The sequence below is a fragment of the Shewanella sp. M16 genome, assembly GCF_018224605.1.
GTDB lineage: Bacteria > Pseudomonadota > Gammaproteobacteria > Enterobacterales > Shewanellaceae > Shewanella > Shewanella oncorhynchi.
In genome coordinates, this window is sequence record NZ_JAGTUL010000001.1 from 1 (window position 1) to 22815 (window position 22815).

The 22815-nt window shown below is 47.8% G+C and carries 20 protein-coding genes; 7 read left to right on the forward strand and 13 right to left on the reverse strand.

The annotated features are described in order from the left end of the window. Positions 1 to 185 (forward strand): hypothetical protein (locus tag KFE26_RS00005; RefSeq protein ID WP_212599285.1); only part of this gene is annotated, 185 nt, incomplete at its 5' end. A gap of 84 nt (positions 186 to 269) precedes the next feature. Here KFE26_RS00005 and relA read toward each other — a convergent pair. Together relA and rlmD are read right to left on the reverse strand one after the other, a co-directional pair. After that, entirely contained in the window at positions 270 to 2477 is a 2208-nt protein-coding gene (gene relA / locus KFE26_RS00010) for a GTP diphosphokinase (RefSeq protein WP_028761378.1), read from the reverse strand. A gap of 152 nt (positions 2478 to 2629) precedes the next feature. Beyond that, positions 2630 to 3982 (reverse strand): 23S rRNA (uracil(1939)-C(5))-methyltransferase RlmD, encoded by a 1353-nt coding sequence (gene rlmD, locus KFE26_RS00015; RefSeq protein WP_212599286.1) that lies wholly within the window; start codon positions 3980 to 3982, stop codon positions 2630 to 2632. Positions 3983 to 4082: 100 nt separating this feature from the next. Between rlmD and barA the strand changes: the two genes are divergently transcribed. From barA to KFE26_RS00030, 3 genes are all read left to right on the forward strand, one after another. Beyond that, positions 4083 to 6884 (forward strand): two-component sensor histidine kinase BarA, encoded by a 2802-nt coding sequence (gene barA / locus KFE26_RS00020; RefSeq protein ID WP_212599287.1) that lies wholly within the window; start codon positions 4083 to 4085, stop codon positions 6882 to 6884. Then, a complete protein-coding gene (locus KFE26_RS00025) occupies positions 6859 to 7458 on the forward strand; it encodes a YjaG family protein (RefSeq protein WP_028761381.1) in 600 nt (199 codons plus the stop codon). The genes barA and KFE26_RS00025 overlap by 26 nt, the downstream gene beginning before the upstream one ends. 142 nt (positions 7459 to 7600) lie before the next feature. Further along, positions 7601 to 7834, forward strand: coding sequence for a DUF3319 domain-containing protein (locus tag KFE26_RS00030; protein ID WP_212599288.1), 234 nt, complete (start codon positions 7601 to 7603; stop codon positions 7832 to 7834). Positions 7835 to 7855: 21 nt separating this feature from the next. Here KFE26_RS00030 and lldR read toward each other — a convergent pair whose 3' ends face one another. Further along, positions 7856 to 8755: a LysR family transcriptional regulator LldR gene (lldR, locus tag KFE26_RS00035; protein ID WP_105251752.1), complete on the reverse strand. Its 900-nt coding sequence runs from the start codon at positions 8753 to 8755 to the stop codon at positions 7856 to 7858. A gap of 290 nt (positions 8756 to 9045) precedes the next feature. Here lldR and KFE26_RS00040 point away from each other — a divergent pair, with 290 nt between their 5' ends. Together KFE26_RS00040 and recN are read left to right on the forward strand one after the other, a co-directional pair. After that, complete coding sequence (locus tag KFE26_RS00040; protein ID WP_212599289.1) at positions 9046 to 10008, forward strand: AEC family transporter; 963 nt, start codon at positions 9046 to 9048, stop codon at positions 10006 to 10008. A gap of 128 nt (positions 10009 to 10136) precedes the next feature. After that, complete coding sequence (gene recN, locus KFE26_RS00045; protein WP_212599290.1) at positions 10137 to 11795, forward strand: DNA repair protein RecN; 1659 nt, start codon at positions 10137 to 10139, stop codon at positions 11793 to 11795. 187 nt (positions 11796 to 11982) lie between these two features. Here recN and KFE26_RS00050 read toward each other — a convergent pair whose 3' ends face one another. The 9 genes from KFE26_RS00050 to glyA all read right to left on the reverse strand — a co-directional run bounded on the left by KFE26_RS00050 (position 11983) and on the right by glyA (position 19775). Further along, positions 11983 to 12477: a phosphatidylglycerophosphatase A gene (locus KFE26_RS00050; protein ID WP_028761385.1), complete on the reverse strand. Its 495-nt coding sequence runs from the start codon at positions 12475 to 12477 to the stop codon at positions 11983 to 11985. Positions 12478 to 12492: 15 nt separating this feature from the next. Beyond that, on the reverse strand, positions 12493 to 13449 hold the full coding sequence (thiL, locus tag KFE26_RS00055; protein ID WP_037392620.1) for a thiamine-phosphate kinase: 957 nt from the start codon (positions 13447 to 13449) through the stop codon (positions 12493 to 12495). A 78-nt stretch (positions 13450 to 13527) separates the two neighbouring features. Beyond that, on the reverse strand, positions 13528 to 13932 hold the full coding sequence (gene nusB / locus KFE26_RS00060; protein ID WP_006082638.1) for a transcription antitermination factor NusB: 405 nt from the start codon (positions 13930 to 13932) through the stop codon (positions 13528 to 13530). A gap of 11 nt (positions 13933 to 13943) precedes the next feature. Further along, positions 13944 to 14423, reverse strand: coding sequence for a 6,7-dimethyl-8-ribityllumazine synthase (gene ribE, locus KFE26_RS00065; protein WP_006082639.1), 480 nt, complete (start codon positions 14421 to 14423; stop codon positions 13944 to 13946). Between the two features lie 130 nt (positions 14424 to 14553). After that, positions 14554 to 15657 (reverse strand): bifunctional 3,4-dihydroxy-2-butanone-4-phosphate synthase/GTP cyclohydrolase II, encoded by a 1104-nt coding sequence (gene ribBA, locus KFE26_RS00070; RefSeq protein WP_028761388.1) that lies wholly within the window; start codon positions 15655 to 15657, stop codon positions 14554 to 14556. 95 nt (positions 15658 to 15752) lie between these two features. Further along, a complete protein-coding gene (locus KFE26_RS00075) occupies positions 15753 to 16409 on the reverse strand; it encodes a riboflavin synthase (protein WP_212599291.1) in 657 nt (218 codons plus the stop codon). A gap of 50 nt (positions 16410 to 16459) precedes the next feature. Continuing rightward, entirely contained in the window at positions 16460 to 17638 is a 1179-nt protein-coding gene (ribD, locus tag KFE26_RS00080) for a bifunctional diaminohydroxyphosphoribosylaminopyrimidine deaminase/5-amino-6-(5-phosphoribosylamino)uracil reductase RibD (protein WP_212599292.1), read from the reverse strand. 145 nt (positions 17639 to 17783) lie between these two features. Continuing rightward, complete coding sequence (nrdR, locus tag KFE26_RS00085; protein WP_006082643.1) at positions 17784 to 18233, reverse strand: transcriptional regulator NrdR; 450 nt, start codon at positions 18231 to 18233, stop codon at positions 17784 to 17786. Positions 18234 to 18521: 288 nt separating this feature from the next. Further along, on the reverse strand, positions 18522 to 19775 hold the full coding sequence (gene glyA / locus KFE26_RS00090) for a serine hydroxymethyltransferase (protein WP_105251747.1): 1254 nt from the start codon (positions 19773 to 19775) through the stop codon (positions 18522 to 18524). Between the two features lie 189 nt (positions 19776 to 19964). Between glyA and ettA the strand changes: the two genes are divergently transcribed. Continuing rightward, positions 19965 to 21632, forward strand: coding sequence for an energy-dependent translational throttle protein EttA (ettA, locus tag KFE26_RS00095; protein ID WP_107948641.1), 1668 nt, complete (start codon positions 19965 to 19967; stop codon positions 21630 to 21632). A 145-nt stretch (positions 21633 to 21777) separates the two neighbouring features. Here ettA and KFE26_RS00100 read toward each other — a convergent pair whose 3' ends face one another. Further along, on the reverse strand, positions 21778 to 22719 hold the full coding sequence (locus KFE26_RS00100) for a LysR family transcriptional regulator (RefSeq protein WP_212599293.1): 942 nt from the start codon (positions 22717 to 22719) through the stop codon (positions 21778 to 21780). Between the last annotated feature and the right edge of the window lie 96 nt (positions 22720 to 22815).

Consider the following 22815-nt stretch of genomic DNA (forward strand, 5'->3'; position numbering starts at 1 on the left):
AAGCAGCAAAGGCGCGGTTCTCATTAAGGCCAGAGAGCAAAGATTCTCACAAACAGGTCGGATATACGTACGCAGTATTACTTTCTGTTACTCAAAAAGTGGTTGATCTATTCGAGGTGTCCATATATGGACTGGCTGCGCGTTGGGGAGCAAATGCCATGGCAAACCATTGCTCAGAACGATGAACAGCCTCCCTACCGCCCCAATCCTTTATCTCTTGCTTCTAGATGGCTTCTAGATATCGCTCGCTTCGATAGGCGTTGCTAGCCTTAAAGTCGTCTTGCCTCAATCACACTATCGACTTGGGTCAGTTTCGATAACACCCGCGATAAACCATCGAGGTTATAAAGCTCCAGTTCCAACTCAATCGCGGCTGTCTGGTTTTTAGTGTCCGATGACGAACTCATGGCCAGTACATTGGATTTTTCAGCTGCCAGCACTGAGGTTAAGTCACGTAATAAACCACTGCGATCGTGGGCTAATACCCGCAGACGCATGCGATAACCGCCGGAGTAATTTTCGCCCCAGACCACATCGACGCCACGCTCTGGGTGAACCCGCATTAACTCTTTAACTTGTTCACAATCAGCACGATGCACAGAAATGCCACGGCCCTTAGTGATAAAACCTAAGATCTCATCACCGGGAACTGGCTGACAACAACGGGCAATATGGTTAAGCAAGTTACCCACACCGTTAACTTCAACCTGACCACGGCCACTTGAGGTCGGTTTGTGTTGGCCTTTCTTAACTAATTCTTCGACCGCATCTTCTTCTGACACTTCGTCGAGTCGCAGACGGCTTTGAATATGGTTAACCACTTGATGCAGACGCACATCACCGCCGCCAATGGCCGCCAGTAAGTCATCCATGCTCGCCATATTAAAGCGCTCGACCGCAATGGCGGCGTCTTTAATTTTAAGGCTCACCCGCGCCAGTTCAGATTCAAGCATTTCTTTGCCGGCGACAATATTCTTGTCTCTGTCCTGCTGCTTGAACCAATGCTGGATTTTCGAACGCGCCCGCGAAGTACGGATATAACCTAAATTAGGGTTAAGCCAGTCGCGCTTAGGATTGGGCTGTTTCGAGGTGATGATCTCGATACGCTCACCCGTTTCAACCTGATAGGTAAACGGTACAATACGGCCATCGACCTTAGCACCAATACATTTATGTCCCACTTGGGAGTGAATGTAATAGGCAAAGTCGAGCACGGTTGAGCCCAGTGGCAAGTCGACGACTTCACCGCTTGGGGTGAACACATAGACTCGGTCTTCAAACACTTGGCTGCGCACTTCTTCGACCAAGTTGCCACTTTCGACCACGTCTTCCTGCCATTGCAGAATTTTACGCAGCCAGTTAATTTTTTCTTCGTAGCCGCTTTGCTTACCGGAATGATTGCCTTCTTTGTATTTCCAGTGCGCGGCCACACCCAGCTCTGCATCTTCATGCATGTCTTGGGTACGAATTTGAATTTCAACGGTTTTGCCCTCAGGCCCCACCACCACGGTATGAATCGATTGATAACCGTTAGGCTTAGGGTTAGCGACATAGTCGTCAAATTCCCGTGGAATATGGTGCCAAAGCGTATGCACAACACCTAATGCACCATAACAATCCTGCAAACGCTCAGTCACGATACGCACGGCGCGCACGTCAAACAACTCATCAAATTTGAGGTGCTTGCCCTTCATCTTGCGCCAAATACTGTAGATATGTTTCGGCCGGCCGTAGACCTTAGCGCGAATTTGATCTTCATCTAATCTTTGTTGCAACTGACTGACAAACTTGTCGATAAAGACTTCACGGTCCAGTCGTTTGCCATCTAATTGCTTAGCAATGTCTTTATAGGTATCTGGATGCAGGTAGCGAAAAGAAATATCTTCCAGCTCCCACTTCAATTGTCCAATCCCTAAACGGTTAGCTAACGGCGCATAAATATCGGCAATTTCACGGGCCAGCAGCACGCGAGTTTCTTCATCGGCATTTTTCACCGCCCGCAGCAAACACACACGCTCGGCCAGTTTGATGACCACGGCGCGCACATCTTCGACCATAGCCAATAACATGCGGCGGATATTGTCGATTTGCGGCTCGGTTGAGCGGCTATTAGGATTGATTTTCAAGGCGCCGATGGCGTTCATGGTCACGACACTCGCGACTAAACGCGCCAGCGGCTCACCAAATTTTTCTTGGATGGCTTCTTCGGTCAGTAACCCAGCATCGAGCACAACAAACAAAATTGCCGCCTGCAGGGTTTCAATATCCATGTTTAGTGGTGCGAGGATTTCAATCATCTCTCGAGCACGTTCGAGCAGTTCTCTCTTCGCCGCAGGACTCTTGGCTGGTAAGGCGTCAATCTGCCCTATCAAAGAGAGCAGCATCTGCGCTTCATCGGCATGACCAACATAGCGAGCTACCCAATCTTCTAAGTGAAAATCGGGATCATTAAAGTGCGCTTCGCGAACAGAGACCATCTAATTTATTTCCTTATCCGTGCTCAGAGAGAAAGTGGGCACCACTTCAGCTCTCCTATCTTCAGCATTGGCGCGAACTTGTCAAACCCAACCGACGTAATAATCACATTTTTTACGTTATTCAAACGCTTTGCTTACTTTGCCAGCGCAAATTACTTGGTTAATTCAAACAGTGCCATGGCTTCTATATGGTGTGTTTGTGGGAACATGTCGATAAGTCCCAATTGCTGTAATCGGTAACCGCGCTCTAACAGTACTGCGCTATCGCGGGCCAAGCTGGCAGGATTACACGATACATACACGACTTTGCGTGGCTTCATTTTCTTTAGCCATTGCAAGCTTTCAAATGCTCCCGCACGGGCGGGATCGAGCAGTAATTTATCAATCTTGCCCATCCAAGGCTCAAGGGATAAATCCGCACTTAAATCGCCGTGGTAAAAGGTCAGTTTATCCAGATTGTTAGCTTTAGCGTTCACCCGCGCCTGAGTCACCATCTCGGCAACCCCTTCGACGCCAATCACATCAGCGCCCATTTTCGCTAAGGGCAAACTGAAATTACCCATGCCGCAGAACAAATCCAAAATGCGCTCATCTGGCGCTGGCGCTAACCAATCCATCGCTTGAGCGACCATGGCCTTGTTAATCTGTCCGTTCACTTGCACAAAGTTACCTGGGGTGAAACTTAAGCTCACCGCTTCCGACTGCGCATTTTCATCTAACAGCTGATAAACAGGTAACACTAACTCAGCGCCGACGCCTTGGAATTGCCCTTCGTTGTCCTGCAGACAAATATGGATCTGATGCAGCTCAGCAAAGGCTGACAACTTAGCGAGATCTTTATCGTTTAGAGCCTTAGTGATCCGCAGCACAGCGAAATGACCATTATCGGCGGCAATCAACTCAAGATGGCCTAAGCTGGATTTAGCTGACAATTGGTTCAGCAACTTAGCAAAGGGGACGATCAAGTCCGATAACGGCTTAGCTAACACCAGACACTGGCTGATTGGCACCACATTGCTGCTACTGGCGGCACGAAAACCCAAGCTTAAATGTTTGGTATTTTTATCAAATAAAGTTGCAAGACGGGCGCGGCGACGATAATGCCAACCTTCCCCCGTGAGTGCGGGCGATAAAGCACCACCTTCAGTGCCAGCAAACTTAGCCATAATATCCAGCAACGCGGCTTCTTTATGCTCACGCTGACCCGATAATGACATATGCTGTAAGTCGCAGCCGCCGCAGGTGTGGTAGTGTGGACACTCAGGCTCAACGCGCTCAGGACTTGATGAATCGACTTTAATCAACTTGGCACGGGCATAATTTTTCTTTTGCTCGGTGAGCTGTACCGTCACGGTTTCATCGGGCAAAGCGCCAGGGATAAACACGACTTTACCTTGATGTTGTGCTATACCTGCGCCTAAGTGATCGAGCTGTTCTACACTCAGTGATAACTTAGCCGACAACTGTTTGGAACTATTTGGTTTTGCTTTAAAAAATTGCGCCATTTCGGCCTCTAAATCAATAAAATACTGGCAAAGACCGCCCTCTTTCTGGCAGTCTTATAAAATTATCTTAGTCTCTGTCACAGGAAACACCGCCGCTGCTATGAACCCTGTCAACAACATGACCAAATACAGCCTACGTTCTTGGGTTCTTGTGCTGGCGCTCGCGCCAACAATCTTGGTCGGTATCCTTCTGGGCAGCTACTTTACCATAAACCGTTTTTATGAGCTCGAAGATACGCTCGCCGAACAGGGCAGCAATATTATCGAGCCCCTGTCGATTGCCAGTGAAATCGGCTTAGTGGCGAATGATCGCGAGGCGACCAAACGCTTACTCGCGGCGGCACAGCTCAACAAATCCACCTTAGTAAAATCCATCGCGATTTTCGATGCCAATAATCAACTCTTTGTGACCTCCCACTATCACAAAGACTTTGAGATTATGCGCTACAAAGAAGCCCTCAACACGCTGCATAAAACCGAAATTGAACATGTGGACGACAGCCTTATTTTACGGACGCCCATTTTTGCCACAGGCCCCATTGCTGCTCCCGCTAATTACGATATCCAGACAGACGATGGTCATCTTTTAGGTTATATCTCGATAATAATCAATAAAGAACGCGCCTTGTTAGAGCAACATAGAGCCGCTGTCGCCGCCTTTATTATCGTGTTGATCGGCGTGCAGTTAAACCTGCTATTTACTTTCCGGCTAGTGAAAAATGTCACTCAGCCCATTACTGAAATGGTGCGCGTCGTCGCTAAAATCCGTGAAGGTAAATTGGACGCCCGCTTAGATGGCAACTTGATTGGTGAGCTGGACTTACTCAAACGCGGCATCAATGCCATGGCAGGTTCGTTGTCGGAATATCATGATGAGATGCAGCAAAATATCGACCAAGCAACGTCGGATCTGCGGGAAACCTTAGAGCAGATTGAAATCCAAAACGTCGAGCTGGATTTAGCTAAAAAACGCGCCCTAGAAGCCAGCCGGATTAAATCTGAATTCTTAGCGAATATGTCCCACGAGTTACGTACGCCGCTCAATGGTGTTATCGGTTTTGCGCGGCAATTAGTCAAAACACCATTGCATTCGAGCCAAGTCGATTACATCAAGACCATAGAACGCAGTGCCACTAACCTGCTGGGTATCATCAACGACATTCTCGACTTTTCTAAACTCGAAGCCGGTAAAATGGTGTTAGAAAACATGCCCTTCGGCCTTAGGGAAACCATAAGCGATACTATTACCTTGATCTCCGGCAGCGCCCAGGCCAAAGGCCTAGAACTCGTCGTCGATATCGCCCCCAACGTGCCCGACAATGTCAATGGCGATGCCATGCGCGTATGCCAAATCATCAATAACTTGGTTGGTAACGCGATTAAATTCACTGACTCTGGCAGCGTGATGGTCAAAATCGAACTGCAGAGCCAATCGGATGAACAAGTGGTACTGCGCTGTGATGTGGTCGACACAGGTATCGGCATCGATGAAAGCCAGCAGGACTTTTTATTTCAAGCCTTTGGCCAAGCAGACTCGTCGATTTCGCGCCGCTTTGGTGGCACTGGCTTAGGTTTAGTGATCACTAAACGTTTAGTGAATCAAATGGGCGGCCAAATCGGCTTTACTTCATCCCCAGAAAAAGGCTCAAACTTCTGGTTCAGTTTGCCGCTCGGCTTAGGTCAATTCCAAATCGGTGACTCACTGCCGCTCGAAAAACTCAAAGACAAAACTATACTGTTTTACGAACCGCGAGTGCTGACTCATGCTGTCTTGAGCCGCCAATTGAATCAATGGGATACAAAAGTCACCCATCATCAGCATATCCCAAGCTTGTTGACTACGCTCACCACGGCTGAAGCGCCATACGACTATGTTCTCTTGAGTTGCCATGGGTTTAGCGATTCAGCACAACTGGTGAGTACACTAAACTTAGCGAAGACCAAAACAGATTGCCTTATCGTGCTATACGATTGCCAAGAACAGGATGCCTTAACCCAATTTATTCGCCCGAATGCCGATGTGGTGTTGTCTCTGCCAGTCAGTGAGCATCAGCTTGCGCGCAACTTACTCTATCCACCGATGGAGTACGACATCATAGCCCCTGCGACAATATCAACGCCGGTTGCGCGCCAATCTTTAACTGTGCTCGCGGTAGATGATAACTTTGCCAACTTAAAACTGATTGATACTTTACTCAGCGAATTAGTGACGACTGTGGTTGCCGTCAACAGTGGTGATGAGGCAGTTAAACAGGCGAAGACTCGCACCTTCGACTTGATCTTTATGGATATCCAAATGCCTGGCACAGATGGAATTAGCGCCACGAAGCAAATTCGCCAAGGCTCGATGAACCGCAACACGCCGATAATTGCCGTGACAGCCCATGCCATTGCCGAAGAACGCGAACTGATTTTAGGCAGTGGTATGGACGGATATTTGCCTAAACCTATTGATGAAGCGGCACTCAAAGATATTATTCATCGCTGGATCACTCGACCTAAGTTCACCCATTTTGACCTGCATACGCTGAACTGGGATTTATGCTTAACCCAAGCCAATCACAAGGCCGATCTCGCCTTAGATATGCTCAGAATGTTGCTCGACTCATTACCGCAAACCGTGGCGACGATTCAAACGGCGCTAAGTCAAAACGATCACCCAGTCATGCTCAGTACTATCCATAAGCTGCATGGTGCGAGCTGCTACTGCGGCGTGCCCACCACACAAAGGTTATGCCAAGAAATTGAATCGGCACTAAAACGTGAAACATCGGTTGAAGATCTCGAACCCGAAATACTAGAGTTACTTGATGAGTTAACTAAGGTAGAATCTGCGGCAAATCAAGTGATATCACAGCTATCAGCGGAAATAACAGATGACCAAAAAAACGGGCTTCTTTAAACGTCTCAAGGCGTTAACACTGCCACAAAAACAACTCTTTGCCACTGCACTTTGCCAACGTATGTTGCCCAACTATCAACTGTTTTCCGAAGTCTGTGAGTTTGGCGATCCTACTGTGTTGAGTACCGCATTAGAACTATTGTGGCAATCCCAGTACGACTCCAAGCTCAAATTCAATGTCGATGTGCATCTGCAACGCTTGGAAGATAACACCCCAGATCCTGCTGATTTTGAAGCCTATGGCGTCTATCCTGCTATGGATGCAGTGGTCGCCATATCGACCTTACTGGGTGCGATCCAAGGCAAAATTGAAGAAGATATAGTCAATATCAGCAAATTATCATCCAGCACAGTGGCTAACTACATCGAAGCGATCAGCGATGTCGATTTGGTGGATGAAGCATTAGATGATTTCGTTTTCGCCCATGAAGTCATGGAGGAAGAGAAAGAATTACAAAATTCTCTGCTGGAAATTATTGAAGAAAATCCGAAGATCACAGCGGAACTGGTCAAAGGTTTACGCAAAGACATTATCGAAGCTGGCGTATCAAATATCGGTATCAGCGTAGCTTAACTGATGAGGTGCTTGGGGTTACTCAAGCACCTATTATCCATGCAGAATAAGAAAGGGATCATCGTTTTACACCCTCACCAATGAATCCCGTCAAAGATATCCAGTTGCTATAAATAGCATCAATAAAGATTGAGTTATTCCAATGAGAAAGATTGTTTATCAAGGATTTATCTTAACCAATAGCGAAGGACGAACCGACAGTTGGAAACTAATCATCAAAGATCAACAGCGTATCGGTTCTTTATTCGAACTGCGGCGTTTAGTGGGATACTTCTTAGAACTCGGCATACTGCCCGCGACACGCTCCAGCCTGCAAGACGCAAAACAAACGCAAAACACCATGAGCAAAAACACGGTAAAACCTAAAAGACGCTAAAAATCAGTTCCCCTCGTTAAATCAACGCATAGAGAATAACTCTGGCGCCTTTGACTGCATAAACTCAATAAAGACTCTTACCTTTAGCGGCTGCTGGCTGCGCTGATGATATAAAATCGAAATTCGCCTCTGTTCGCCAATCCATTCAGGCAGTAATACTTTAAGTTTTCCCTCTTTAATCTGCTGTTTTACAAAAAGTTCAGGACCATACAAGATCCCGCCATGGCCTAATGTCGCCTGAATCGCTCCGTGTAAGTCCGTGAGGGTGAGCTTAGTCGGGCCATTAAAATAAAAAGACTCGCCGCTTGGATGCTTTAAATGCCAATTAAACAGCGGCCAGACTTTTATCAGTTGATGGGCTTCAAGATCATCGGGATGCTCAAGTTTAGGTGCCTGAGCCAAATATTCTGGCGTGGCAAACAGGCAATAGTCGAGCTCGCCTAAGGTACTCGACACCCAAGAAGAATCAGGCTGAGCCCCGCCAACAATCGCCACATCTATGCCTTTGTCGATCAAATCGACTAACTCATTGCTCTGGGAAATGTGTAAACGGATATCGGGATATAGGCGGCCAAATTCATTCAATGCTTGAATAAACACGATGGAAATAATCGAAATCGGCGCGGCGATGCGCAGGGTACCCTCGGGTTTATCGCTGCCTAACCCACTCAGCTCATCGAATTGAGCCACCACACTCTGATAGCGTTGAAAGAGCGCCAATCCTTCCTCCGTCAATCGTAACTTGCGGGTGCTGCGCATAAAGAGCTGTTTATCGAGCTTCTCTTCCAACTTCGCTAACTTGCGGCTCACAGTGGCGATGGGCATATCGAGCTCCTTCGCCGCCTGCGAAAAACTGCCCGCATTGACTAAATGCACAAAAAGATAGACAAGTTGTAGTTCAGCGCCTAAATCATCACTCATTGCATATCCTAATTTCACATATTGGGTATTGACGTTAAAACGCTAAATTCACTAAGTGATTGTGTTTTAAACATTGAATTATTCACTTATACGACCATAGCGCAATAGCCTTAGATTGAAATGGTATGTTATTTTGTGGCGAGTTTTACTGCGCTGGCGCTAAATCTGGCTCTAAAGTGACATAAAAAGAATCAAATGCTGTAACTCTGCCCACCAAAAATCATAGCGACAGTAAAATGACGAGGGTGGGCGAGTTTATTCAAATTTAATCGTAAGGATGAGTGAGGGAAATGACCATTTTAACCCCTCTGTTTGCCGTCTTCGGGATCATGTTGCTCGGTACACTAGTGCAAAAACTAAAACTCTTGCCCGTCGATACGGATCAAGTGCTAAACCAATATGTCTACTATATTGCGTTCCCTGCAATCATGCTTATCGCCCTCGCCCAGCAGCCGATTGACGAGATTTTGCAATGGGGATTTATGGCGGGCTACAGCACAGCTATGGTAATCACTTATCTTGTCTGCCTTGGGCTATCGCTGATCGCTAACCCTAAACAGCATGCGGTTGCCGCTATTCGAGCCCTCAATGCCACCTTTGGTAATACAGCATTTATTGGTATTCCACTGCTTATCATCTTATTCCCGCAGCAGCAAAGTGCCTTAGTTGCCGCCGCGATTGCCAGCTTATTATCCGTGCTGATGTTTGCCGTCGCCTTAGTCTCGATGGAACTGGCCACTAACACCCAAAGACAACACCACGCCTTAATCATAATGGCGATGGCGGTCGGTAAAAACCCTATCGTTATTGGTAGCTTAATTGGTGTCGGCATTTCGGCGCTAGAGATAAAACTGCCGTCAGGGCTGGCGCTAATGATCCAGCAAATAGGCAATACATCAAGCCCCTGCGCCCTATTTGCTATCGGCATGGTACTCGCCAAAGCGATGCGCTACCAGAAAGATAGCAGCGTATTTAGCCCCAAGAATTTTATCGAACTGAGCCTTATCAACCTCTTCAAGCTGGCTATCCAACCGGCACTCGTCTACTTTATGCTTAACCGTTTTGGAGTCAGTGGCGACTACCTGATCATGGGCGTGATCTTGAGCGCACTGCCCACCGCGGCTAGCGTGTACTTACTCGCCCAGCGTTATAACACTCAGGCTTCAACCAGTGCTCAGGGCATTCTATTTGGCACCTTAGTCACTTTCTTCAGTTTACCTATCTTAGAAAGCTTAGTAAGAACCCATGCATAATCAGTTAATTAAAAATATTTACTGTCGATAATGCTGATTATTTACCCAAGCCACTTTACTGTATATAAAATCAGTATATACTGTTTATCAATACAGTGGTTTGGTATGTTTTTCGACAGGAATTCACTATGCTTTGCCAACTCAGCATTAATAACTTCGCTATCGTCCGTTTTTTAGAACTGGATTTTCGCCCCGGTATGACCAGCATAACAGGTGAAACCGGTGCGGGTAAATCGATTGCCATCGATGCGCTAGGCCTATGCCTAGGCAATCGCGCCGATGCCAGCAGTGTTCGTCCCGGAGCCAATAAAACCGAGGTCAGCGCCCGCTTTTCCTTGGATGATATTCCACTGGCAAAACGTTGGTTAGAAGATAACGATCTTGAACTCGATGATGAGTGCATTCTACGTCGGACTATTGGTAGCGATGGCCGTTCACGCGCCTACATCAATGGTAATCCAGTGCCGCTGACGCAGCTAAAATTACTGGGTCAGTTACTTATCGGTATTCACGGTCAACATGCGCACCATGCAATGTTAAAAAGTGAACATCAACTCACCCTGCTCGACAGTTATGCCAACCACAGATTACTTATCGATACGGTTGCCGCCAGTTTTCAACGCTGCAAGCAAATTGAGGCTGACCTAAAACAACTCGAAGCCTCACAGCATGAACGTATTGCCCGTAAGCAATTAGTGCAATATCAAGTAGAAGAACTTGATGAGTTTGATCTTAAAGTCGATGAGTTCGATGAAATTGAGCAAGAGCACAAACGTCTTGCCAATGGCACTGAGTTGATTGATACCTGTCAGGCGAGCTTAGATATACTCACTGAAGGCGAAGAGAACAATATAGAATCGCTGCTTAATCGAGTCGTTTCCCTCGCCGAAGATCTGCAAAGCTACGATCCTGCATTAAGCAATGTCAGCACTATGTTGAATGATGCCTTAATCCAAGTACAAGAAAGTGCAGGCGAATTACAGCACTATTTGAGTAAGCTTGAACTCGATCCGACCCATTTCGCCTATTTAGAAGAACGGCTATCAAAAGCCATGCAACTAGCGCGTAAGCATCATGTTAGCCCGAATAAACTGGCCGAGCATCATTTGGCATTAAAGGCAGAGCTGAGCACCTTAGACAGTGACGAAAGCAAGCTCGAAGAAATTCAACTACAGGTCGATGCCAGTAGAGCCGCTTACCTTAGCAATGCGCAAAAGCTCAGCCAAAGCCGTGCCCGCTATGCTAAAGAACTCGACAAACTGGTGACTCAGTCAATCCACGAACTGAATATGCCTAAGGGTAAATTTACGATCGAAGTCAATTTCCACCCCGAGCAAATGTCAGCCAATGGCAGTGACAATATCGAATTTATGGTAACCACTAACCCTGGCCAACCTTTGCAACCGATTTCGAAAGTCGCGTCTGGCGGTGAGCTTTCACGCATAGGATTAGGGATCCAAGTGATTACCGCGAAGAAAGTTGCCACACCGACATTAATTTTCGATGAGGTGGATGTCGGGATTTCCGGCCCCACCGCAGCAGTGGTGGGCCGCATGTTACGCAGCTTAGGGGAATCGACCCAAGTACTGTGCGTGACTCACTTGCCGCAAGTTGCGGGCAATGGTCATCAACACATGTTCGTCGATAAATTTAATAAGGCAGGCAGTACTGAGACCACAATGAAATCGCTCGATCGTGAGCAGCGTATCCAAGAGCTTGCAAGACTGTTAGGTGGCGATACTATCACCAGCAATACCCTCGCGAACGCAAGGGAACTGCTGCAATAGTAGCATGGATCAGATAACGAATAAGGTCGCTAAACGCTTGAATCTACACACTCTATATCACAAGCTAAGGAGCTATATCAAAAACTAAGGGTTAGTTGTTGGTCATGCTAACTAACATGTCAGGTTAACTAACATGTCAGGTTAACTAACATGTCAGGTTAACTATCATGTTAGGCTAGCGATAATGTTAGCTAAAACACCAGACTAGCCCTTGCAGACAAATAAACGAAAACACGCCTGCTAAGACATCGTCAATCATAATGCCAAAGCCACCATGAACTTTGGCATCGAGCCATCGAATAGGCCAAGGTTTGATGATGTCGAAAAAGCGAAATAGACCAAAGCCGACTAACAACCAACCCCAACCTGCTGGTGCCGCTATCATAGTGATCAGTAGCCCAACCACTTCATCCCACACAATCGCACCGTGATCGTGTACCCCCATATCTTGAGCGGCTTTACCGCAGATATAAAATCCCGCAAATGCGCTCAATAAGGTTAAGCCGATATACCAAGTGAGCGGTAATGGCGCCATCAATAAATAGAGGGGAATGGCTGCTAAGGTACCGAAAGTACCAGGTGCTTTAGCGGCGAGTCCGCTACCAAAACCGAGTGCCAAAAAGTGGACAGGATTTTTTAATGACAGGCGCGTTAGCACCTGATCCTTTGACAACCATTTCATTAACATGCTCTTCGCTTAAAAGTGCTCGAAACCGTGATACGGCGGTGTAAACGGCTCACCATTGAGTTGCAACTTGAGCTTACTGCCTGCACAAATTTGTCCAACGCGAACAAACTTTGCTCCTGCATGGCTCAACGCTGTCTCAAGCGCACCTTTTTGCGCCTCAGGAACGGTGAACAGCAGTTCATAATCTTCGCCCCCCGTTAGCGCATAACCTAAGGCATGCTCCTCGCTGACGGTATCTTGCATCGCGCGTGAAAGCGGGATGCAATTAACGTCCACCACAGCACCGACTGCCGAAGCCTTAAGCACATGACCGATATCCGAGATAAACCCGTCGGAAAGGTCGATTGCACTGGAGGCAAGCGAACGCAAAGCTTGGCCCGCTAAGACTCTTGGTGTTGGACGATAATGTCGATTAATCAGGAATTCTTTATGCTCGGCTCTGGCCTGCTGCGCGCCTCGAATGATATCCAGACCTAAGGCCGAATCTCCGAGCGTGCCCGTGACATAAATCCAATCACCCGCTTTAGCACCATGGCGCGTGAGTGCCTTGCCCTGTGGAACTTGGCCGTGCACTGTGATGTTAATCGCTCGTGGACCACGAGTCGTATCGCCGCCAATTAAGGCGATGCCATAGTAATCGGCCGCTTCAAACAAGCCTTCACTAAAACCACTTAGCCAAGTTTCATCGACTTCAGGTAGCGTCAAGGCAAGCGTCATCCACGCGGGTTCAGCGCCCATGGCAGCCAGATCAGATAAATTTACCGCTAAGGCTTTGTAACCTAAGGCAGCAGGAGGCATATCGGGGAAGAAATGGACATTTTCGACTAAGGTGTCACAGGAGATAGCAATCGACTTATTTTCTGCGGGTTGCACTAAAGCGCAATCGTCACCGATGCCAAGCTTCACATCACGGCGAGTGGGGCCGCGGTTGCTAAAATAACATTCAATTAATTGGAATTCTTTCACTGTACAGTTTGGCACGACTTACATCGGCCACCTTTGTTAGCAATGAAAAACGGTATCCTAAGATACCGTTTGTCTTTATTACTTGCGTGCAACCAGTTTGTCGAGCAGTCCGTTCACAAACTTATGACTCTCGTCCGCACCGAAAGCTTTTGCCAACTCAATCGCTTCGTTAATCGCGACCTTGTATGGCACATCTTTACGGAAAGTCAGCTCATAGGTCGCTAAACGAACTATGGCTTTCTCTACTGGAGACACTTCATCAATCGGGCGTTCCAGATGCGGGATGATCAGCTCATCCAATTGGGTTTTCTTCGTTGCAACGCCTGAAAATAGCTCACGAAAATAAGCTACATCAACACCGTCAAGACTTTGTTCAGTTAAAAACTCATGCTCGACATCGGCAATATTATTCCCGCTTAGTTGCCATGAATAGATGGCTTGAACGGCTAAACGGCGGGCCTTGCGGCGCTCAGAAGGCTTCATTATTTTTCCTACTATAACAACTGTTGTTCAAGTTCTTGCAGAACATTGACCATTTCAAGCAGGCTTAAAGCAGCTTCGCCGCCTTTGTTACCCGCTTTGGTACCTGAACGTTCAATCGCTTGTTCAATGGTATCAGTGGTCAAAACACCGAAGGCAACAGGCAGATCAAATTCTAAAGCAACTTGAGCTAGACCTTTATTACATTCGCCTGCAACAAAATCAAAATGAGGAGTACCACCACGGATCACCGCACCTAATGCGATAATACCGTCGAATTTACCACTGGCAGCTACGCGACGCGCAGCTAGCGGCAACTCAACCGCACCTGGTACACGGACAACAGTGATATTGTCGTCGCTGACTTGGCCAAAACGTTTCAGCGTGTCAAGTGCACCTTCAAGCAAGCTCTCAACTAAAAAGCTGTTGAAACGCGAAATTACAATCGCAACTTTGGCATTTTTCGCTTCGATATTACCTTGAACTACGTTCATTATCTTACCTAATTTAGCTAAAGCACCCAGCTCGGGGCGAAAAGTGGCGACATGATATCACAGCCAATTGCCCAGAGCCCTATGCAAATTATCAGAAATTGTTAATTTTACTTCAGTGTAACTTTGGGTTTCAGTCCGCCACATACTCAGTCACTTCAAGGCCAAAGCCTGAAAGTGAGTGGTAGCGTTTAGGCGAACTGAGCAGACGCATCTTAGTCACACCAAGGCTGGCGAGAATTTGCGAGCCAACACCCACACGGCGCGACGTCCCCTGCCATTTTGCAGAAGCAGGCGCTTGGCCTTGATCTTCAGCTTCAAAGGCTTTCACCTTAGAAAGGATTTCACAGGGATGTTCTTGATTCCCGAGTAAAACCAATACGCCACCTTCTGCAGAAATACGCTCCATCGCCTTTTCGAGTGGCCAGCTGCGTTGCTGATCGCGCTCTGAGTGGAGTAAATCGTTGAAGGTATTTTGCAAATGCACGCGCACCAAACAATCTTCTTTCACCTCACCTTTGACTAAGGCAAAGTGCAGTTGATTGTCGATAGTGTCTCTGAAGGTCACCATGTCGAACTCACCGAAACGGGTCGGTAATTTGCATTTAGCTTCACGCACAACCGTGGTTTCTTTGGTATTGCGATACTCGATTAAAGCCGCGATAGTGCCGATTTTGATGCCATGCAACTCGGAGAAAATCTCCAAATCTGGGCGACGTGCCATAGTGCCGTCTTCGTTCAAAATCTCAACGATAACGCCCGATGGCTCAAGTCCCGCAAGACGGGCTAAATCACAACCAGCTTCAGTGTGGCCTGCGCGGGTTAATACGCCGCCGTCCTGTGCCATTAACGGGAAGATGTGCCCTGGTTGCACTAAATCAGACGCTTTAGCCTCTTTAGCCACAGCCGCTTTCACCGTTACAGCGCGATCGTGGGCCGAAATACCAGTAGTCACACCCTCCGCCGCTTCAATAGAAACCGTAAAGTTAGTCGAGAACTGGGCGTTATTATTCGTCACCATTAAGGGTAGATTTAACTGCTGGCAACGGGCTTTAGTCATGGTCTGGCAAATGAGCCCACGGCCATATTTCGCCATAAAGTTAATCGCTTCTGGCGTGACCATTTCGGCCGCCATGATCAAATCACCTTCGTTTTCTCTGTCTTCGTCATCCATCAAAATAACCATTTTGCCTTGACGAATATCTTCGATGATCTCTTCTATACTGTGCAGCGCCATTGTAGGACCTTATGATTTTGCTGTTATTATGAAATTCTATACCTAAATAACCTAAGCTGCCGATAAGCTTAAGTTAAATAATCTGCTCCTGTGCACTAACGCACAAAGCCGGCACGGGCTAACATTTCCATGGTGACGCCACCGCTCTTGCTGTCTTTGCCATCATAATTCATCAAGCGTTCAAGATAACGGGCGATTAAATCCACTTCGATATTCACCTTATCGCCCGCTTGCAGGTCGATTAACGTGGTTTCCCCTGCGGTATGCGGCACTATGGTCAAGCGGAATCGACTGCCGTCCACTTCGTTAACCGTCAAACTCACGCCATCAATGGTAATGGAACCTTTATGGGCAATGTAACGCCCAAGCTCTGCGGGTGCGGCTAACCAAAATTCAATGGCTTGACCACGCACTAAGCGTTGCTCAACCGTTGCAATACCGTCAACATGGCCGCTGACCATGTGGCCGCCTAAGCGTGTGGTTGAGGTAACGGCCTTTTCAAGATTTACCTTAGTGCCCACTTTGTAGTGAGCAAAGCCGGTTAGACTCACGGTTTCGGCAGAGACATCAGCCACATAGCCGTCGACTAATTGCTGCACAACCGTTAAACACACACCGTTGGTGGCAATACTGTCGCCTAAACGCACATCGTTTAAATCCAGTTTGCCGCTCGCCACGGTAAGACGAATATCATCGCCTTTACGCTCCAGTTTGCGCAGGGTGCCAACGGCTTCAATAATCCCAGTAAACATGGTTAACTCACTTAATTAAATAAAGAAGTAATAAGGCATAAGACTCAAGGTTAAACGGTTATCTTGCTCCAATTCGATTTAGATAAAGAGGTATCAAGCATAACGCTCAAAGTTAAACGGGTATCTAGCCCTAATTTGCGCTCATCTACCAAAATTAGTGCAGGAATGTGTGCCATGGTTTGATAATCGGGCAATTGCAGCAGATTACGCCCATACCCACCGAGGATTTTCATCGCTTGGTACAGCACTAACTCATCGGCAAGCCCCTGCGCTAAAAATGCGCCCGCTAAGGTTGCACCCGCTTCCACCAGCACGTGATTACAGCTTTGGCCTAAATAGCTTAATAGTTCAGGCAATGAGACGCGACCTGCAATTGCAGGTAACACGAGGCAACTCACATGGGAGGGCAATTGTGCTTGAAACTCTGCGGAATAAGCCACGGTCGAGACCAAGAGTATGGGCGATACGATAGCCAAGCAGGCGGCCGATAACGGCAAACGGGCGCGACTGTCGAGTATCACTCTTAATGGCTGCAGTAATTGCGCCTCGGTTACACTGTCTTTTAAGCTGCCAAGTTCCTGATAACGCACATTGAGTGAGGGATCGTCCGCCAGTATGGTTTCAATTCCCGTGACCAGTGCACAAGAACGTAAACGTAATCGCTGCACGTCGCGACGAGATTCTGGACCGGTTATCCATTTAGACACACCGTTAGACAGCGCGGTTTTACCATCGAGACTCGCAGCCAATTTTACTGTAACTCTGGGTAAACCCGATTCCATCCGCTTCATAAAGCCTAAATTCAAGGCATAGGTTTCATCGCGATGTAATCCCACATCCACTTCAATACCAGCGTCACGCAGCATTTGAATGCCACGACCACCTACTTGCGGATTAGGATCTTCCACCGCGACCACCACACGTTTAACGCCAATATTGATCAGCGCCAAGGCGCAGGGCGGCGTGCGGCCATAATGGCTGCAGGGCTCTAAAGTGACATAGGCCGTTGCGCCGCGGGCGCGTTCGCCAGCCATACGTAGCGCATGCACTTCGGCGTGGGGCTCACCCGCTTTTTGATGATAACCTTCACCAATGATTTGGTTATCTTTAACGATAACGCAGCCCACACTGGGATTGGGTCTAGTGGTGTAAAAGCCTTTGCGCGCCAATTGAATCGCGCGGCTCATCATTTGGGTATCGAGTACGGACCAACTTATGTTCAAGCTCATGTTCAACCCTGTTGTTAAAGGTTTCGGCTTTCACCAGTCTTGCAAATCTGTTTTTAAAACCTGTCTTGCAGAAGCTATTAATCAAAAGCCTCTTTTAAAGCTAGCGCAACTAAACACCGATAGACTAGCCACAAAAATCGAATAACTACTTTTGTAGCTTGGCGATGGCTTCGCCAAATTCAGACACGTCTTCGAAGGCGCGGTACACAGAAGCGAAACGTATGTAGGCGACTTTATCTAGGCTCATCAATTGCTCCATCATTAAGTTACCCACCATTTCTGACGGCACTTCCCGCTCGCCAGTGGCGCGCAGGGTTGACTTGATTTTGCTAAGCGCTTGCTCGATTTCATCCATAGACACGGGGCGTTTTTCAACGGCGCGCAACATGCCACCTTGGAGTTTTTCTTCATCGAAGGGTTGGCGTGAACCATCACGCTTAATCACCCTAGGCATGACTAATTCGGCGCCTTCGAAGGTGGTAAATCTTTCATGACATTCGGTGCATTCTCGGCGACGGCGCACTTGGTGGCCTTCTGCCACTAATCGGGAATCGATGACTTTAGTATCTGTCGCGCTACAAAATGGACAATGCATTGAGCCTCCTGCCAGTGAATGGTCGTAAAGCGTTAATGGGTTTACCTGTTAAATCTCAGTCAAACGCAATGGATTTAAGCCTAAGATTTTACCAATAAAAATGGCCGCAAGATGCGGCCATGGGATTTTATCCTATTTATGGGCTGAGGTTAACTACCTGAGCTTAACAACCTAATGTTAACTACTTGATGTTAAGTGCCTGATGCTAAATACCTGATGTGATAAGTATCAAGTCAGTCGGCGATCAATCTCTGCCCTTCATCTACTAAGCGTAGATGCATAGGCAAATTAGCCGTAAACAGGGAAACGTGCGCAAAGTGCCAATACTTGGCCTTTAACACGCTCAATCACAGCAGGATTGCTTGCATCATCAAGGATGTCACAAATCCAGCCCGTCAGCTCTTTCGATTCCGCTTCTTTAAAGCCGCGGCGCGTAATAGCTGGCGTACCGATACGCACACCAGAGGTCACAAAGGGTGAACGTGGGTCGTTTGGCACTGAATTTTTGTTCACGGTAATGTTAGCGCTACCTAAGGCGGCATCGGCTTCTTTACCCGTTAAGTCACGACCAATCAGGTCAACTAACATTAAGTGGTTGCTGGTTCCGCCAGAGACAATTTTGTAACCGCGCTCAAGGAACACTTCAACCATAGCTTTAGCGTTATTAACCACTTGCTGTTGGTAAACCTTAAATTCTGGCTCTAGGGCTTCTTTGAACGCCACCGCTTTACCTGCGATAACGTGCATCAATGGGCCACCTTGACCGCCTGGGAATACCGCAGAGTTCAACTTCTTATACAAGTCTTCATCGTCAGCAGCTGACAGGATCACGCCACCACGAGGACCCGCTAAGGTTTTGTGGGTCGTAGATGTCACAACATGCGCGTGTGGAACTGGGTTTGGATAAACGCCCGCAGCAATAAGACCGGCAACGTGTGCCATATCGACAAATAAATAAGCACCGATTTTGTCTGCGATTTCACGCATTTTTGCCCAATCAACGATACCTGAGTAGGCAGAGAAACCGCCGATCATCATCTTAGGCTTGTGTTCTAAGGCAATACGTTCCATCTCGTCGTAGTCAATTTTGCCAGACTCGTCGATACCGTAAGGAATGATGTTGTACAGTTTGCCAGAGAAGTTAACCGGTGAACCGTGGGTCAAGTGACCACCATGAGCTAAGTTCATGCCCAGTACGGTATCGCCAGGTTTTAACAATGCCATGTAAACCGCGCTGTTTGCCTGTGAACCTGAATGAGGTTGTACGTTAGCGTAAGTTGCGCCAAACAGTTGTTTAGCACGTTCAATCGCTAAGGTTTCAACTACGTCCACATACTCACAACCACCGTAGTAACGCTTGCCTGGATAGCCTTCAGCGTACTTATTGGTTAACTGTGAACCTTGCGCTTCCATCACGCGTGGACTGGTGTAGTTTTCAGAAGCAATCAGCTCAATATGCTCTTCTTGACGCAGAGTTTCATTCTGAATTGCGTTAAACAGTTCCGGATCATAATCTGCGATATTCATATCTTTTTTCAGCATTGCTTACTCCAGCTGCCAATTCTTATAGGTAGGGTTGCGCGGTATTCTACTCGGAACGCGGTCACAATCCCAGTATTTGAAACATGAAATTCCTGCAGATAGTGCTTGAACTTGGCTCATTGTCGAGTTGAGTTCGGCGCGCAATCGAGTAGAATTAGCCGCATCATTAGTCACTTAAGATAGAGAAAAATGGCTCAGTTTGTTTACAGCATGCTGCGGGTGGGTAAAATTGTTCCGCCTAAGAAGCAGATCCTTAAAGATATTTCTTTAAGCTTTTTCCCCGGCGCCAAAATTGGCGTACTCGGCCTCAACGGTTCAGGTAAGTCGACACTACTGCGCATTATGGCGGGTATTGACACCGAAATTGAAGGTGAAGCGCGCCCAATGCCGGGATTGAAAATCGGTTACCTGCCGCAGGAACCTAAACTCGATCCGAATCAAACCGTGCGTGAAGCGATTGAAGAAGCGGTAGCAGAGGCAAAAAATGCCCTGACTCGCCTCGATGCCGTTTATGCCGCCTACGCCGAGCCGGATGCCGATTTCGACGCCCTTGCAAAAGAGCAAGGCGAACTCGAAGCCATTATCCAAGCCCAAGATGCCCATAACTTAGAGTACGTCCTTGAGCGCGCCGCCAACGCCCTGCGTCTGCCAGATTGGGATGAGAAAATCGAAGTATTATCCGGTGGTGAACGTCGCCGCGTGGCGATTTGTCGCTTGCTGCTTGAAAAACCAGAAATGCTGTTACTGGACGAACCCACCAACCACTTGGATGCTGAATCTGTGGCGTGGCTTGAGCACTTCCTGCAGGAATATGCTGGTACTGTGGTCGCGATTACCCACGACAGATACTTCCTCGACAATGCCGCTGGCTGGATTTTAGAACTCGACCGCGGTGAAGGTATTCCGTGGGAAGGTAACTATTCTTCATGGCTTGAGCAGAAAGATGCCCGTCTGAAGCAAGAATCGGCTACCGAAAGCGCTCGCCAAAAGACCATTGCCAAGGAATTGGAATGGGTACGTCAAGGTGCGAAAGGCCGCCAGTCAAAGGGCAAGGCCCGTATGGCGCGCTTTGAAGAGCTGAACACTAACGATTACCAAAAACGTAACGAAACCAACGAGCTGTTTATTCCGCCCGGACCTCGTTTAGGTGACAAGGTTATTGAAGTGAATAACCTGACCAAATCTTATGGTGACCGCGTTTTGATCGACAACCTGTCGTTCTCTGTGCCTAAGGGCGCAATCGTCGGCATTATCGGCGCCAACGGCGCGGGTAAATCGACCCTGTTCCGCATGTTATCCGGCGCTGAAACGCCTGACAGCGGCAGCATTGAGCTGGGTGAAACAGTGCAATTGGCATCGGTTGAGCAGTTCCGCGATTCGATGAATGATAAGAACACCATTTGGGAAGAAATCTCCGGTGGTCAAGACATCATGCGTATCAACAACATGGAAATCCCGAGCCGCGCCTATGTAGGCCGCTTCAACTTCCGTGGTGGCGATCAGCAAAAAGTTATCGGCACTCTGTCGGGTGGTGAACGTAACCGCGTGCATTTAGCCAAACTGCTGCAAGCGGGCGGTAACGTATTACTCCTCGACGAACCCACCAACGATTTAGACGTTGAAACCCTGCGCGCACTGGAAGAAGCGATTCTGGAGTTCCCTGGTTGCGCTATGGTTATTTCGCATGACCGTTGGTTCCTCGACCGTATCGCGACCCACATTCTGGATTATCGCGACGAAGGTCAAGTGAACTTCTACGAAGGTAACTACACAGAATACTCGGCATGGTTGAAAAACACCTATGGCGCCGATGTGGTTGAGCCACACCGCTTGAAATACAAGCGCATGATTAAGTAAATCTAGAATCTAGAATCTAGAATCTAGAATCTAGACAAGTATAAATCTGAGGAGTTTAGCTCGAAAGGGTTAAGCTCCTTTTTTATGGTATTCAGTTACGCTATGAGTGCCGTAGACTTTGGCGCTATTTCAAACTGGCACGATTTCAATTCAAGCTGGCAAAGTAGGCAACCAGCATGTCCATCATCACCCTAAGTGCAGGCTGCATGTGTTTGCGGGATTGATACACGCCATACACACCGAGGGACAGAGGTTTAAACTCAGTTAATAAAGGCACTAGCTGACCCGAGTCTAAATAGGGTTTCGCCGCCCAAACCGGCTGCATAGCAATTCCCTCACCCGCCAGCGTGGCATTAAGCACCACCATGGAATCATTGGCACTGAAATTACCATTCACCGGCACGTTAAATACCTGACCTTGGTTTGACTTAGGATCGGAGTTCAACGCTTGAGCCTGTTTCGCCCCTACATCGGTTTTATAAAAGCGCCACATCACATCGCCAAAATAAGAATAGGTTAAACAGTTATGCTGAGTTAAATCCTCGGGATGCAGCACGGCGGCGCGCGCGGCAAGATAACTCGGTGCGGCGCACACCACAGACTCACACTCCCCTAAGCGCCTAGCGATAAGATTGGGATCGAGTTCATTGGTGATGCGAATAGCCAGATCAATACGCTCGGCGACTAAATCGACGGTTTGGCTGCTCACGTGGAAATTCACGCTCGCCTGCGGATAACTGGCTAAATATTGCTGTACCACGGGCGCTAAAATCTGATGCGCCAAAAACTGGGAGCAACTAATACGTAGTAATCCCCGCGGAATCGCCACAGCGGCATGGCTTACCGCAGGTACTTCGTTAGCCAGTTCGAGCAGCCGATGGCAATAGTCCAGCACTTGCTCACCCGCGGGCGTTAAGCTGAGGCTACGCGTCGAGCGATGCAACAACCTAGCACCAGACCATTCTTCCATTTCGCTCAAGTAACGGGTCACCATAGAACGCGACATATCTAAGGCATTGGCGGCGCTGATCATGCTGCCGCGCTCAACAATAGTCACAAACACCTTAGCCGCTTCAAGTCTATCCATGATTTATCTCCACTCACATTCAATCAATAACGTTCAATCAATAACGTTTAATCACTCACTTTCAAATCACTCGAAGGTCCACTCACATACTCACGT